Consider the following 15,822-nt stretch of genomic DNA (forward strand, 5'->3'; position numbering starts at 1 on the left):
CTCCTAGAGTCTCGCTCGTTGGCCGCCTTGCGACAGCCCGAACTATTTAGAGTATTATTTGAACAGTATGTTAAATAGAATATTTAAAATAATGAGTTAACTTAAAACTTTTTTGATCGTTTGGGTGATTTTACTTAGTTGTTCTGGGGTGATGATGTAGGGCGGCATCACGTAGATGAGTTTACCGAATGGACGGATCCAGACGCCATTTGCAACAAAAGCCTTTTGTAGCGCAGCGGTGTCTACTGGCTGCTTCATTTCAATAACACCAATTGCACCAAGCACGCGTACATCTTGTACACTCGCGTAGTTTGCTAGAGGCATTAGTTCGCTAATTAATTGCTGCTCAATGTTGGCGATGGTTTGTTGCCAAGGGCTGTTAAGTAATAGCGTGATACTGGCATCAGCGACGGCGCAGGCGAGTGGATTAGCCATAAATGTTGGGCCGTGCATAAAGCAACCCGCTTCACCGTTACTGATCGTTTCAGCGACATGACGAGTCGTGATAGTCGCAGAGAGGGTCATATACCCTCCCGTTAATGCTTTGCCTAAACACATAATATCAGGAGCGATATCAGCGTGATGACAAGCAAAAAGTTTACCTGTACGACCAAAACCGGTGGCAATTTCATCAGCGATTAAGAGCAAATTATATTGATTGCATAAGTCGCGTACCCCCTTTAAATATTGAGGGTGATAAAAACGCATTCCACCAGCGCCTTGAACGATAGGTTCGAGGATGATCGCCGCTATTTCATGATTATTTTCTGCTAATTGTTGCTCAAGTGGCAGTAAGTCTGATTTATCCCATTCGTCGTTAAATCTACATTTTGGTGCATCAATAAAGATATGTGGTGGCAAATAGCCTTTGTACAAGCCATGCATGGAGTTGTCAGGGTCACAAACCGCCATTGCGCCGAAAGTATCACCGTGGTATCCATGGCGCAGCGTTAATATGCGTTGACGTTTCTCCCCTCTAGCTTGCCAATACTGCAAAGCCATTTTGAGCGCAACCTCTACAGCAACAGAACCTGAGTCGGCAAGAAAAACACACTCAAGAGGTTCAGGGGTGATAGCAACTAATTGTTTACACAGGTTAACTGCGGGTGGATGAGTTATTCCACCAAACATCACATGGGACATTTTTTCTAATTGATTAGCAGCAGCTAAGTTTAGTTTAGGATGATTGTAGCCATGAATTGCCGCCCACCAAGAAGACATTCCGTCTACTAACTTTTTTCCATCAGCCATTATTAGCTCGGCACCTTGTGCTGCTTTGATTGGATAAGCAGGAATTGGCTGGCTCATTGAGGTATAGGGATGCCAAATGTGTTTAGCATCAAAAGCAATATCAGAACTATCCATTTAATCTATCGTCAACTTTTTTAAATCAATTTAGTTGACATGATAATCGCAATATTTAAACTGGCAACAACTTTTTAAATGGGAGACTTTCCGTGAGCCAAGCAAAACAATGGACAATAAAACAAGCTAACGAACTGTTTGCAATGTCTTTTTTTGAACTTTTATTTCAAGCACAGCAAATTCATCGTCAAAATTTTGACCCGCAACAAGTTCAAGTTAGTACGTTGTTGTCAATTAAGACGGGGGCTTGTCCTGAAGACTGTAAATATTGTGCGCAGAGTGCACGTTATAAAACAGGACTAGAAACTGAGCGATTAATGGAAGTTGAACAAGTACTTGAGTCGGCGAAAAAAGCCAAGCAAGCAGGCTCAACACGTTTTTGTATGGGGGCCGCATGGCGTAATCCGAAAGAGCGAGATATGCCTTATTTGGAGATGATGGTTAAAGAGGTAAAATCCTTAGGTATGGAAACCTGCATGACCCTTGGCATGATTGATAATACGCAAGCGAGTCGGTTAGCTGAAGCTGGACTTGATTATTACAATCATAACCTTGATACCTCCCCTGAGTTTTACGGCAATATTATCACCACCAGAACCTATCAAGACCGCTTAGATACGTTAGAAAATGTCCGTGAGGCGGGGATTAAAGTTTGCTCCGGCGGTATTTTAGGGTTAGGGGAAAAGGTCAGCGATCGTGCGGCATTATTAGTGCAATTAGCGAATCTACCTAAGCCGCCGGAAAGTGTGCCTATCAATATGTTGATGAAAGTCGAAGGTACGCCAATGGCTGATAACGAAGATGTGGATGCTTTTGATTTTATTAGAACTATTGCTGTTGCACGTATCATGATGCCAGCATCGTATGTCCGGCTTTCTGCTGGGCGTGAATACATGAATGAGCAAACGCAAGCGCTGTGTTTTATGGCGGGAGCGAATTCCGTATTTTATGGCTGCAAATTACTCACGACACCAAATCCGGATGAAAACAAAGATTTAGCACTATTTCGTAAATTGAATATTAACCCAGAACGCATCGATACCGTGGAAGGTGATAATCAGCAAGCGGCAAAATTGGCACAAACCTTGTTAACGGCTGATAACTCACAGTTTTATAATGCGGCAGTATAAATGAGTTGGCAATCATTTATTCAAACACAGCTAGAACAGCGCAAACAGAATTTTGCTTGGCGTGAACGTCGCTGTATTGATGGAGCTAATGGTCGAGAGCTTAATTATCAGGGAAAGCATTATTTAAATTTTGCATCAAATGATTATTTAGGACTCAGCCATCACCCTGACGTCGTGACAGCATGGCAACAAGGCGCGGAGCAATATGGCGTCGGTAGTGGTGGTTCAGGTCATATAACGGGTTATACCAAAGCGCATTACGATCTCGAAAAAGAATTAGCTGAGTGGTTAGGTTATCCAAAAGCTTTACTATTTATTTCTGGTTTTGCCGCGAATCAAGCGGTGATTACTGCATTGATGTCTCAGGGCGATCGTATATTAGCGGATAAATTAAGTCATGCATCTATTTTAGACGCAGCAATGCATTCGGGGGCTAATTTACGACGCTTTCAGCATAACAGTGTTGAATCATTGGAAAAACGTCTTGCGCAAACAACGTCAGGTAAAACATTGGTTATTACTGAAGGTGTTTTTAGTATGGATGGTGATGGCGCGCCACTTGAACAATTACAACAAGTTGCTAAACAGCACCAAGCTTGGTTGATGGTGGATGATGCTCACGGAATTGGCGTAAGAGGTAGTCAAGGACGAGGAAGTTGTGATGCTGAAGGAATTAAACCAGAGATTTTGGTTGTGACATTCGGTAAAGCATTTGGATTAAGCGGTGCCGCTGTTCTTTGTGATGAAAATACGGCTGATTTTTTTATTCAAACGGCTCGTCATTTAATTTATAGCACCTCGATGCCACCCGCTCAGGCTGTTGCACTTACTGAAGCCGTGAAACAGGTTAAACAGGCTGATGTTGCGAGAGAACAGCTCAGGCATAATATTGACTATTTTAGACATAATATCAATGTACCTGATATGCAATTAGCATCGTCAATGACTGCGATTCAACCATTAATTATTGGTGATAATGATAAGAGCCTACAACTCGCTAATTTCTTGCGCGAAAAGGGAATTTGGGTACAAGCGATTAGGCCACCAACAGTACCACCAAATAGTGCAAGGTTACGAATTACGCTTAGTGCTGCCCATCAACAGCATGATATAGAACGGTTATTGGAGGCAATGCATGATTTTGTCTTCATATCGTGAAAAACAGCAAATTGCGGCCGCTTTTGGCCGTGCCGCAATGCATTATGATGCTTTAGCTAATTATCAACAAAATAGTGGTAAACAGCTATTAGCACAGTTAGATATTGAACTCGAAAAGCATCAACGTATATACCCACTAAAAGTCTTGGATGCAGGTTGTGGGACGGGGTTTTTTAGCCAAAGATTGAAGGCGCGAGGTAATGAAGTGACCGCGCTTGATTTATCTGCGGGTATGCTGAATGTGGCTAAAAATAAAAATTCAGCAGCACATTATTTTTGCGCCGATATGGAATCATTACCTTTTCGCCGCGAAACATTTGATATGGTATTTTCTAATCTTTCAATTCAATGGTGTCGAGATATTTATCAGCCCTTAAGTGAGCTTTATCGCGTTACAAAACCGGGCGGATTGATTGCATTTACCACATTAGCTGAAAATTCATTAAATGAATTATCTCAGGCATGGCAAATCCTTGATGGTACTTCTCACGTTAATTCTTTTTTGCCTTATTCATCTATTTTCAAAAGTTGCCAAACATGGCGCAATAAATTGAATTTGCAGGCAGATACTGTTCATTTTTCTGATATTCATGCTCTATTAAATTCACTAAAAGGCATTGGTGCGACTCATTTAACGAAGGGGCGTCGAAAAGGATTAATGACACGTCAACGGCTACAGCAACTTGCATCTGTTTATCCAATAACAGATCAAGGCCTACCTTTAACTTATCAAACTGTTTTTGGAGTAATTTACCGTGACTAAAACTTATTTTATAACAGGTACTGATACTGAGGTTGGTAAAACGGTAGCAAGCTGTGCATTGTTGCAAGCGGCGAAATCTCAAGGTTTAAAAACGGTAGGTTACAAACCGGTTGCGTCAGGGAGTGAATTTACTGAGCAAGGGCTACGTAATGACGATGCTCTTCTTTTGCGAGCCAATAGTACTGTTCAAGTATCTTACGATGAAGTTAATCCTATCGTATTTGAAGCTGCAACTTCACCGCATATCATCAGTGAGAAAATGGGCAAACCTATCGAATTTTCAGTGATGACAAAGGGGCTTGAGTACTTACAATCACAAGCACAATGGGTATTGGTAGAAGGTGCTGGTGGTTGGTATACACCGTTATCGAAAGAAAATACATTTGCTGATTGGGTGGTAGAACAGCAGTTACCTGTGATTTTGGTTGTAGGGGTCAAACTTGGGTGTATCAACCATGCATTATTAACTGTTCAGGCAATTAAAGCGTCTGGATTAGTGCTATCTGGTTGGATAGCCAATGAAATAGAGCCCGCCGGCACATTTCAGGTTCAATATCTTACAACGCTTAATCAAATGATTAATGCACCTTGTGTCGGATTAATTCCTTATCAAGTTACAAAACCGATAAATGAAGTTGGTCAGTACATTAATTTCTCTTTGTTATAAGATACTGAAATCAATTTACGAATAAATCTAATAAGATCCTCTGCATACAAATTAACTGAGGATCATCATTTTTTAAATTGTGATCCGATCTTTTTAAATAAGAAAATCCCATTTTCTGTCAAGCTGATTACCTTTAATATTAATGAATATACTTCAAATCAGATAAAATCTCTTTTTTAGCGAATATGCGGCATGAAAATTTTTCGTTTTTTTGTCATCTTACTGTCATTTAATTCATGTTTAACAAATTTTGTAATTCGCGCCGAAGCATGAGTACTAAGGGCTCCCAGAGTTATCCACCATTTCTGTGGATAACCTTGTGCATTAACTGATAAAATTGGGTGCAACACTAGGTGAGCTGCGGCTTCGTCTTTATTTGATGTCATTCTGGACTTTAAAGTAATAATTTTAAAAATCAATGAGTTAAATAAAATCAAGACATGAATTTGTATTTGCGATAAAGCTAAAAAAGGTCATAGCATAAAATATATGGTTTCTAAAAGGTCAAGTATTATTTTGGGGATAACATTTTTACAGATAGATTAAAACTACTTGACACAGAAAATTTAATCATAGCACTTGAAGCTGGTTTTTTATCCAGTATTATAGCGGGAGAGATTCGTTAAGAGGCACAGATATGAGTAAGGATTTTAAGCTGTATTCCGAGTTCCAGCCGGGCGGTGATCAGCCTGAAGCGATACGCAGATTAACTGAAGGGTTAGAGGATGGACTTGCTCATCAAACATTATTAGGTGTGACGGGTTCAGGTAAAACTTTTACTATCGCCAATGTGATTGCAAACCAAAACCGACCTACTATGCTGATGGCGCATAATAAGACATTAGCCGCTCAGCTTTATAGTGAAATGAAAGCTTTCTTTCCAGATAATGCGGTTGAATATTTCGTATCTTACTATGATTACTATCAGCCTGAAGCTTATGTACCTAGCTCTGATACCTTTATTGAAAAAGATGCCTCTGTAAACGAACATATTGAACAAATGCGTTTATCTGCTACTAAGGCCTTACTTGAACGTCGAGATGTCATTGTCGTGGCATCTGTGTCGGCTATTTACGGGCTGGGCGATCCTAATAGCTATTTAAAAATGATGCTGCATCTTTCCGACGGTATGATTATCGATCAGCGTTCAATTTTAAGGCGATTAGCCGATCTACAATATACGCGCAATGATCAGGCATTTACGCGAGGTACATTTCGCGTACGCGGTGAAGTGATCGACGTCTTTCCTGCTGAATCTGACGAATACGCAATAAGAATTGAATTATTTGATGAAGAAGTCGAACGGCTATCTCTCTTTGACCCTCTTACTGGACAGATCCAGCATCGAGTGCCTCGTTTTACTGTTTACCCTAAAACGCACTACGTCACACCGAGAGAGCGCATACTCGAAGCCATGGAGCATATCAAAGTTGAACTTGTTGATAGGCGTAAAGTATTACTTGATAACCATAAATTACTTGAAGAACAACGAATAGCACAGCGTACACAATTTGATCTTGAAATGATGAACGAGCTGGGATATTGCTCTGGGATAGAAAACTACTCTCGTTATCTTTCAGGGCGTGCCCCGGGCGATCCGCCACCGACCTTATTTGATTACCTACCTGCTGACGGCTTATTGGTAGTCGATGAGTCACATGCCACTATTCCTCAAATTGGTGCGATGTACAAAGGTGACCGTTCACGAAAAGAAACATTAGTTGAATACGGTTTTCGTCTGCCTTCAGCGCTTGATAATAGACCAATGCGTTTTGAAGAGTTTGAGGCTCAAGCACCTCAAACCATTTATGTTTCAGCCACGCCGGGTAACTATGAGTTAGATAAATCAGGTAACGATATTATTGAGCAAGTGGTTAGGCCGACAGGGTTACTCGATCCAATTATTGAAGTTCGTCCAGTGACCACTCAGGTGGATGATTTGCTTTCTGAAATACGTATTCGAGTGAAAAAAGAAGAGCGTGTTTTAGTCACAACATTAACCAAGCGCATGGCAGAAGATTTAACTGAATATCTTGAAGAGCATGGCGAACGTGTACGTTACCTTCATTCAGATATTGAAACGGTTGAACGGGTTGAAATTATTCGTGATTTACGACTTGGCGTATTTGATGTGCTGGTGGGTATCAACTTGTTGAGAGAAGGGCTAGATATGCCGGAAGTATCTCTTGTTGCCATCTTAGACGCAGATAAAGAAGGTTTTTTACGTTCAGAACGTTCATTGATACAGACTATTGGGCGTGCTGCACGTAACTTGAATGGCCGAGCGATTCTATATGGCGATAAAATTACTAAATCAATGGAAAAAGCCATTTCTGAAACTGAACGTCGTCGTGCTAAACAAATGGCATTTAACGAAGAGCATGGCATCACACCTCAAGGATTGAAAAAGAAAGTTGGCGATATCTTACAAATTGGCCATAAAGTTGGTAAAGGCAAAGGCCGAAATAAAGATAATGCGAAGCATGAAAATGTTGCTAATGTGCAATCAATGTCGACAAAAGAACTGGAAAAATGCATTTCTCAGCTTGAGGCGAAGATGTATAAACACGCACAAGATCTTGAATTTGAAGCGGCGGCGCAAGTGCGAGATGAACTACAGACACTCAGAAATCAATTTATTGCAAACTCTTAAATAGCTTTGTTTTATATTGAGTTACACGCATTCGATCTTTTGGGCAGAATGCGTGTTAACTCATTAATATAAACATTAATGATATTTATATTAAATACATTTGTATAAATTGTAATCTAATTCTTTAGCTACTGAAGCAATCATTTTTTGTCCTCTAACACTGTTACCTACGGTATCTAATGGTGGCGAGAATGCCGCGATTGCCATAACGCCAGGTATAACAGTTAATATCCCACCACCGACACCACTTTTACTAGGTAGACCAACAGTATAAGCCCAATCACCGGAACTATCGTACATGCCTTCCATCGTCATTTCGGCCAGTATTCGAGTGCAATTATCGGGTTTTAGTACTTGCTCTTGAGTTAGTGGATTTTTTCCTCCGGAAGCAATTGTTGCCCCCATTGTTGCTAGCTCTACAGTAGTGACGAGTGTTGAGCATTGGCGTGTATAAACATCACAGGCTTCCATTGTGTCGCAATAAAGATAACCCGCAGAATACAATAGCCAAGCAATACCTCTATTATGGAAATTAGTTGTTTGTTCGGATTGATTTAATTCATCTGAAAGATAAATATCTTTTGAACCTAATTTTTGTTGTATCGCTAAAATTCGTTGCCAGCGTTCCTCGATTGATTGCGCTTTAATAATACTCGCTGCCGACATTGCACCGGCATTAACCAGAGGAGATAAAGGTTTTTCACCGTGTAACTCTAATGCCATCACTGAATTGAACGGCAGTCCTGTTGGTGTTGCGCCTATTTTTTCTTGAATAGTATTTGCATCATAATCTTCTAGAGCCAATGCTAAGGTGCAAACTTTTGAAATAGATTCAAGCGCAAAGCGGTACTGTATATCTCCTGCGGTAATAACATCCCCTTGTACCGTTACAATTGATAATGCGCAAAGTTGACTGTCTATTTGGGCTAAAAATGGGATGTAGTCAGCGTTAGCCCCACCATTATCATGACGAAAATTTTGGTATGCTTTATCTACAGCGCTTTGAAGCTTTGTTATCTCTCTCATAGAAGTTATTCCTTAATAAATATATATTATTTTCAATGACAGTGGACTAAATCTTATGAATCAGTAATAGGATTATAGGTATATATAATAAGTAAAAAATAATGGAAAACGTGAGTGATTGAGTCGCAAGGATGACATCGGCTTTATATTTACTCGCTAAAATTACCGTCGTATTTGGAATAGGCAAAGAACAAACTAATATAGTAATTTTTATCATCATTACTGGCATGTGTAGTAAGAGTCCTAGTGACAAAACCACTGCGGGAGTAATGATAAACCTAAAAATGAGTATAACGATAATATAGGGTGTTATCTTTAAGTTTTTAAATCCAGTAATATAAATTATTGTCCCAATAATTAACATTGCAATAGGCGCTGTCATCCCACTTAAATAGTGAGCAAACGAAGATAAAAATGAAGGGATTTCAATATGATTTAATAACAAAATGACACCAATAATGAAGGCAATTAAAGGTGGCGTAAAAATATTTTTAATTGTAACGAATAGGTCGAATTTTTGAGTGTCATTATCATTCTTGAGTAAATAAATACCTAGCGTCCAATATAAGATAGTCTGAGCGATATAGGTCATCAAAGCATAAGGAAGTAGATGAGAGCCGTAAACAGCAAGTGCAACTGGAATACCAAAAAAAATTGTGCTGCTCATTGAGCAGAGGCCAACAAATAGCCCTCTATCTGTTCTCGGTATTTTAATGATTAACGCAGTAATAAAAGAAAGAAGCATCAGTATGAGTATTGAACTAAAAGGTAGGATAATATTGGGTAATAACGTTAAGAATTCTTTTTTTGAAAAATCATGAATTATTGACAATATAAGTGTTAAGGGGAGCGTAATATTGAGTAATAATTTTGTCATCGCATTATTACTATTTTGATTAAACCATTTTATTTTTCCTAATATGAATCCGATTCCAACTATCAGAAAAAGCACTAATATATTAGCATAATCCTGTAACATTGATCCTCCAATTAAATTTATCTTTATCATACTTCCTAAAAACTAAATGGTTTTATGATGGAGTCGTCATATTAAGAAGTTTGTTATTATCGAGTTAAATTAATAAGTCCCTACATTGGTATGTTTAAAATATAGTGCAAATAGATAGAAATAGAAAATAAAATAATTGAGATGAGTTCGCTTATTTTTATTTCTATTGTACTATTTCTGTACGGTTTTTATGGGGAGGGGAGATAAACCACCTTTCAGGGAAAGGCGGTAATAATTAATTTTAAGTGAGACTAGCGATGTGAGTGTTTATAGCAATGGCACTGTCTGTTCGATGGCTTGAAGCAGCAACTTTCTGTCGTGACGATAAGGAATATCATCTGCTTCGAGTACGCGCTGAATGATTTTTCTGTCATGGCTAATCGTACTAATATCGGTGCGAGGACCTAAGATTAAAGCATCTATTTTTTTACAACCAATATGCTTTTCCATCATTTGTAATTTTTCAGGTAAAGATAGATTCGCAGCGGAAGAGCTGAGTTCTTTACCGAGGTTACCAATATAAATCATCGGGGCTTTACACTCACGTAATGCAGTCGCAACCTCATTGAGCAGCAGTAATGGCATTAAGCTCGTAAAAAAACTACCCGGACCAATAATAATTAAATCGGCTTGATGAATGGCTTGAAGTGCTTCAGAGGTGGCTTTGACTGTTGGATATAGTCGTAGTTCTTTAGGGAGTTCAATCAATGCATCGACATTCACTTCACCATAAACTTCATTACCCATATCATCAATAGCCATTAAATCGACTGGAGACTCAGACATCGGGATCAACTGCGCATCTACTTTAAGCATGTTGCGAATTAAATTAATCGCCTCAAGTGGACGAACACTAAGATGATCTAATGATTTTAACATTAGATTGCCTAAATTATGTCCTGAAAGCTCACCATTACCGACAAAACGATATTCAAACATGGCAGATGCAATAGACGGTTCTGTAATTAACTGGTTTAGGCAGTTACGCATGTCACCCCAAGCAATTCCCCCTTCTGCACGGCGAATTCGACCTGTTGAGCCACCGTTATCTGTGGTGGTAACAATACCTGTTAAACGAGAGCCTAAAGATGAAAGTGAAGACATCACACGACCAAGTCCATGCCCGCCGCCAAGAGCGACAACATGTCTGAGATCAGTCAGACTGCGATTCGTCATAGTATTCCTATATCAGTTAATTTTTCAGCGCCATAAAGCTAAGCTACTTCCTATTATCATAATGAATGAACGAAACGAAAAATATCATTATGAAAAATAGGTAAAAGCAATTTATAAACAAGTGAAAATAGGTCTATAAATCGGGTTTACAAGCCGTGTCTATAATTATTGGGCGTTAATCTACCATAAAACATCATCGCTAGCTGATTTACTGTGATAAAAAACAATAAAAGAGAACATTCCGTATTTACCTTAATCAAGATGAACAAAAAATCGTCATGGAGTTCCCATTTTGAGAAATTAACGATATTATGTAAATAATTCTCATTTTCATTATTGGCGTTATAGTCTTATATGTCAGATTCTGAATTACAATGCCTATTTGCACGTCATTCTTCTTCATTATGCCGTTATCTGAACGGGTATCTTAAAGACCATAGCTTAAGTATGGATATTGCACAGGAAAGTTTTGTGCGTATGGCTGAATTGATGAAACACTCGTCAGTACAAGATTTTGATGCTTATTTGTATCGCATTGCAAAAAATTTAATGATAGATCATTTTCGGCAGCAAAAAAAACAGCCCTCGGTACTTATCAGTGATGAACAGTGGCAAGCACTGCCTGCAAATATAAAAAGCCTTGAGTCACAGGCTATTAGAGAGCAACAAATTAACCAAATACAGTCGATAATGCGTACATTACCTCAGAGAACTCAAGAAATATTTCGATTACATCGTGAAGAAGGGCTTTCGCAACTGGATGTTGCTGAGTTACTAAATCTCTCATTGAGTACGGTTGAGAAACATTTAGCCAATGCATTGGCTGTTCTCATTCATAAGTGGAGAGACTAAATATGGCTCACTTTTCCGATTTACCTTCAGATATTAATTCTACGGCTGCATTATGGGTGATAAAAACTGCACAAGATAAGTTAACGGCAGAAGAAGAACTTCAATTCCAATTATGGATGAATGCATCAGAGCAGCATTTTGATGCCTATTGTCATGCTCGACAATTATGGTCTTTGACTGAATCAATGCCGAGAGAATCAATACCTACATCCACCTCTACACAGAAATTAATAAGCTCGAAAGCGGTAACCAAAAGGCATTATAGTTGGCTGTCTATGGCTGCGGCAGTCATTTTTAGTGTGCTATCTGTGGTTTTTTGGTATGAAAGAACTCACGAGGTTGCTGATTATCAAGCAAAAGTTGGTGAAGTAATGCAAATTACGCTTCCTGATGGCAGCCAAGTTGATCTGGATAGCGGGGCGAAATTAACCATTGCTTTTAATGATAATTTTCGACAAGTGAACTTACTGGCAGGTCGTGCTTATTTTACCGCAGCCCCTGTGTCTAAGGTCGAGTCTCGCCCCTTTCGTGTTGCTGCAAAGGAAGGCTATATTCAAGCGCTGGGTACTGAATTTTTAGTCGACAATAATGATGAACAAGTTGATGTCAGTGTTTATCAACACAGCGTCAAAATTTACTTATTATCGGGACAAGAAGTTACAGTTAATACTGGTGATTCGACACATTATCAACAACAGATTTGGCCTGTTTCGACCTTTGAAGAGCGACATTCGACAGCGTGGCGTCAGGGACAAATTATTTTTCATCAACGTATATTAGCTGATGTTGTGGCTGAGATTAGTCGTTATCGTGATAAGCCGATTTTTTTATTGGGGGCACAAACGGATCAGCGAGTCAGTGGTGTCTTTCAAGTTAAATCAATTGAAGGTGCTTTATCCAACTTAGCGGCATCACGTAATTTAGCGATTTATGAAATGCCATTTTTTACGTTAATTTATTGATATTCTATGTTTTATATACTAAATCAATAATTAAATAACAATTAATTAAAAAATTGTTTACGGGTTTTTTTATTTTCTACGTCTTGATCTAAGTGATTATGATTTTTATTACCATTATCATCTTGGGGATGGGAAATGACTCAGAAGAAACATTATTATAAAAAATCCGTACTTTGTGTTCACCTTGCATTGATGGCATTACCTGCAGTTCCGTTTATGGGTTATGCACAGACAGAACAACTATCGCAAACTGAACAAGTGAAATCGAATATCTCGTTTTCTATTCCAGCTCAATCTCTTGAGCAGGCACTTTTACAGTATGCACAACAAGCAAACGTTGAAATATTAATTGAGAGCCAAGATGTTGCTGGACTAAAAAGCCATGCAATACAGGGGAATTTATCGCTTAAGGAAGGATTACGGCAACTGATTGGCTCAAATCCAATCTATTATAATATTCAAAATAACCGTATTTCAATTAGCCGTATACCCACAGTATCCAGCGATAAATCAGTAGTGGTATTAGATAAAATCACTGTTACCGCTGCGCAAGTTCAACAAGGCGATTGGGTGTATAGCACTCCAGCTTCTGTGAGTGTCATCAGTAAAAAACAAATTGAAGACAGACCACCTAAACACATTGCCGATTTGCTCGAACTAACAACGGGCGTTTACTCGAGTGTCAGCCAGCAGGATCCGTCTTTATCTGTCAATATTCGTGGTGTCCAAGACTATGGACGCGTCAATATGAATATTGATGGGATGAGACAAAACTTCCAAAAGAGTGGTCATGGACAGCGTAATGGCACCATGTATATCGACTCAGAACTTCTATCTGGTGTGGAAATTCAAAAAGGCAACAGTAGCGGAATGGGCAGTGGTGGTACTTTGGGTGGTGTGGCGACTTTTAATACCGTCAATGCGTCCGATTTTCTGACTAAAGACAAAACCTTTGGCGGTAAAATACATGCCAGCACTGGCACTAATAATACACACTTCATCGGCAGTAGTGCTATCGCGTTAGGCAATGAAAAAGCAGATTTATTGTTTGCTGCGAGTGAGCGACGACTCGGAGATTATAAGCCAGGAACACAGGGTGATATTGGTAATATTCGTATTAATAATGATATCGGCCTGTATGACCAGATGGTCCATGATTTAAAGCATAATAAAATAACTGATAGTAATTACCAAATGACCTCTTATTTGGCCAAAGCAGGCTGGAATATTGATGAGTCACAACGCGTTCAGTTTAACTATCTAGAAACAAAAGTGGCGACACCGAATGCGGGGACACTGACCAATTTGTCGAATACATGGCCCTATACATTGGGTTGGAAAAGCAGCGGATTTAGTGATGTTAATACCAAGAACTATTCTTTAGATTATACCCGTTATAGTGATAGCCCATGGAGCACAGAGTTTAAAGCTAAGGTTTATCTTGTTGATACGAAAGATGATAGCGAAACGTATGCGACGAGTGTAGTGTTTAAAAATGGATATCAAACTGATACTCGAGTTAAGACGCAGGGCTTGCAACTTGAAAACCATTCAGAAATTGAATTTAACCGTAATAATGTATTAAAAGCACATTATGGATTTGAGACATTTCAAGATAAGGCTTCCAGTAGCTCAACCCAGACTTCCGCGGGTAATGTCACACCTGATGGTAAGCGTTCACTTAGTTCATTATTTACAACACTGACCTATGAGCATGACGATTGGTTAACGTTGGAAGGGGGGATGAGATATGATTATTACACCCTTAAAGGCCAAACCAGTATGGGGTATCGGACATACCCTTACACCAAGGATAATCCTTGTAAAGCCATGAGCTCTAGGGCATGCCAGGGTGTTAATATCATTCAATCGTGGGATGTTGATAAGTCAGAAGGGGCGTTTTCACCTAATATTCGATTGGCGGTTCACCCAGGTCTCGAATGGATGGAATTATTTACTAGTTATGGTCGTTCATGGCGTCCGCCAGCGATTACTGAAACCCTCACCACGGGCAGCGCACATAGTTCGTCGACTCAATTTCCTAACCCTTATTTAAAAGCTGAGCGCTCGAATGCATGGGAACTGGGGATGAATGTTAATTATCCACAGTTATTAATTGAAGAAGACCGCCTTGTCGCAAAAGTTGCTTACTTTGATACGCGGGTGGATAACTACATTAATTTGGCCATCAATCGAACAAAACCAGGTATGGTTAACCCAAGTATTGGTAATGCGGCCTACAGCAATAACTTAAATGTCACGCGCTTCAGAGGATTCGAGTATCAAATTAACTATGATGCAGGCTTTGCTTATGCAGATCTGACGTTTACTCATATGCTCGGTAAAAATAAATTCTGTGCTCATCCAGCATGGTTAGGCGGAGTATTGAAAGGGGGTGCGAACAGCGGTCCGGGTAACTGGTACATGGAAGTAGATGAACAGCAAAGCAACTATGTTGATTGCCATAATGGTGCCGTTTTTAGTAGCGCAGCCAATTTACCAGGAGATAGAGGATCATTTACCCTCGGTGGGCGAGCGTTTGACCGTAAACTGGATGGCGGCGTAGTTGTTCGCTTTACGCCGGGCTTCCAAGATAGCTCAGCACAAAGTAACCAACCCTATTTAGCTGATTGGCCGAAATATACGCTAATTGATTTATATGCCAGTTATGCTTTCACCGATAATTTCATTATACGTGGGAACGTTGAGAATTTAATGGATCGCGCCTATGTAGTGAGTTTTGGTGAAAGTTTATCGAATACGTTAGGACGGGGTAGGACTATTAGTGGGGGGGTTGAGTACCGTTTCTAAATACTCGTCATACTTTTACTCGTCATACTTTGCGCTGTGACGTTGTTGGCTGCACTCGCTAGCCCTAGTCACGTAGTTATCTACGCTCCTAGGGTCTAGCTCCTTTGCCGCCTAGTCACAACACAAATTATTTAGAGTACTTTGCTGATTATAATTTTTTTCTTAAAAGAAACGGCTTTTTGATGGTGAATACTTGTCATACTTTGCGCTGTGACGTTGTTGGCTGCACTCGCTAGCCCTAGTCACGTAG

13 protein-coding genes are annotated in these 15,822 nt (G+C 39.6%); 8 read left to right on the forward strand and 5 right to left on the reverse strand.

Going from position 1 to position 15,822, the window contains the following annotated elements:
- Positions 1–96: 96 nt before the first annotated feature.
- Positions 97–1,365, reverse strand: a complete 1,269-nt coding sequence (gene bioA / locus ACTH6U_RS18965) for an adenosylmethionine--8-amino-7-oxononanoate transaminase (RefSeq protein ID WP_441832902.1) — start codon at positions 1,363–1,365, stop codon at positions 97–99.
- Between the two features lie 92 nt (positions 1,366–1,457).
- Between bioA and bioB the strand changes: the two genes are divergently transcribed.
- From bioB to bioD, 4 genes are read left to right on the forward strand one after another with little or no spacing between them, the layout of a single operon-like run.
- Positions 1,458–2,495 carry a biotin synthase BioB gene (bioB, locus tag ACTH6U_RS18970; protein ID WP_441829682.1) on the forward strand — a complete coding sequence of 346 codons (1,038 nt, stop codon included), beginning with the start codon at positions 1,458–1,460 and terminating at the stop codon, positions 2,493–2,495.
- The gene (gene bioF, locus ACTH6U_RS18975) at positions 2,496–3,653 is read left to right on the forward strand and encodes an 8-amino-7-oxononanoate synthase (protein ID WP_441832903.1); all 1,158 of its coding nucleotides are present in this window, start codon (positions 2,496–2,498) and stop codon (positions 3,651–3,653) included.
- On the forward strand, positions 3,631–4,416 hold the full coding sequence (bioC, locus tag ACTH6U_RS18980) for a malonyl-ACP O-methyltransferase BioC (protein ID WP_441832904.1): 786 nt from the start codon (positions 3,631–3,633) through the stop codon (positions 4,414–4,416). Before bioF ends, bioC begins: the two co-directional genes overlap by 23 nt.
- Positions 4,409–5,083 (forward strand): dethiobiotin synthase, encoded by a 675-nt coding sequence (gene bioD, locus ACTH6U_RS18985; RefSeq protein WP_294103287.1) that lies wholly within the window; start codon positions 4,409–4,411, stop codon positions 5,081–5,083. The genes bioC and bioD overlap by 8 nt, the downstream gene beginning before the upstream one ends.
- Positions 5,084–5,259: 176 nt before the next feature.
- Here bioD and ACTH6U_RS18990 read toward each other — a convergent pair whose 3' ends face one another.
- The gene (locus ACTH6U_RS18990) at positions 5,260–5,469 is read right to left on the reverse strand and encodes a hypothetical protein (protein ID WP_294103285.1); all 210 of its coding nucleotides are present in this window, start codon (positions 5,467–5,469) and stop codon (positions 5,260–5,262) included.
- Positions 5,470–5,720: 251 nt separating this feature from the next.
- Here ACTH6U_RS18990 and uvrB point away from each other — a divergent pair, with 251 nt between their 5' ends.
- Positions 5,721–7,736, forward strand: coding sequence for an excinuclease ABC subunit UvrB (gene uvrB / locus ACTH6U_RS18995; protein ID WP_441832905.1), 2,016 nt, complete (start codon positions 5,721–5,723; stop codon positions 7,734–7,736).
- A 90-nt stretch (positions 7,737–7,826) separates the two neighbouring features.
- Here the strand turns inward: uvrB and glsA are convergent, their stop codons facing one another.
- The 3 genes from glsA to ACTH6U_RS19010 all read right to left on the reverse strand — a co-directional run bounded on the left by glsA (position 7,827) and on the right by ACTH6U_RS19010 (position 10,947).
- The gene (glsA, locus tag ACTH6U_RS19000; protein ID WP_441832906.1) at positions 7,827–8,762 is read right to left on the reverse strand and encodes a glutaminase A; all 936 of its coding nucleotides are present in this window, start codon (positions 8,760–8,762) and stop codon (positions 7,827–7,829) included.
- Positions 8,763–8,808: 46 nt separating this feature from the next.
- The gene (locus ACTH6U_RS19005; RefSeq protein ID WP_434720115.1) at positions 8,809–9,771 is read right to left on the reverse strand and encodes an AEC family transporter; all 963 of its coding nucleotides are present in this window, start codon (positions 9,769–9,771) and stop codon (positions 8,809–8,811) included.
- Positions 9,772–10,038: 267 nt separating this feature from the next.
- Positions 10,039–10,947: a gluconeogenesis factor YvcK family protein gene (locus ACTH6U_RS19010; protein WP_294103277.1), complete on the reverse strand. Its 909-nt coding sequence runs from the start codon at positions 10,945–10,947 to the stop codon at positions 10,039–10,041.
- A gap of 354 nt (positions 10,948–11,301) precedes the next feature.
- Here ACTH6U_RS19010 and ACTH6U_RS19015 point away from each other — a divergent pair, with 354 nt between their 5' ends.
- From ACTH6U_RS19015 to ACTH6U_RS19025, 3 genes are all read left to right on the forward strand, one after another.
- Entirely contained in the window at positions 11,302–11,799 is a 498-nt protein-coding gene (locus ACTH6U_RS19015; RefSeq protein ID WP_294103274.1) for an RNA polymerase sigma factor, read from the forward strand.
- Positions 11,800–11,801: 2 nt separating this feature from the next.
- Positions 11,802–12,761, forward strand: coding sequence for a FecR family protein (locus tag ACTH6U_RS19020; RefSeq protein ID WP_441832907.1), 960 nt, complete (start codon positions 11,802–11,804; stop codon positions 12,759–12,761).
- Between the two features lie 135 nt (positions 12,762–12,896).
- Positions 12,897–15,572 (forward strand): TonB-dependent hemoglobin/transferrin/lactoferrin family receptor, encoded by a 2,676-nt coding sequence (locus tag ACTH6U_RS19025; protein WP_441832908.1) that lies wholly within the window; start codon positions 12,897–12,899, stop codon positions 15,570–15,572.
- The last annotated feature ends 250 nt before the right edge of the window (positions 15,573–15,822 follow it).

This window comes from Providencia sp., assembly GCF_052096715.1.
Classification (GTDB): Bacteria; Pseudomonadota; Gammaproteobacteria; order Enterobacterales; family Enterobacteriaceae; genus Providencia.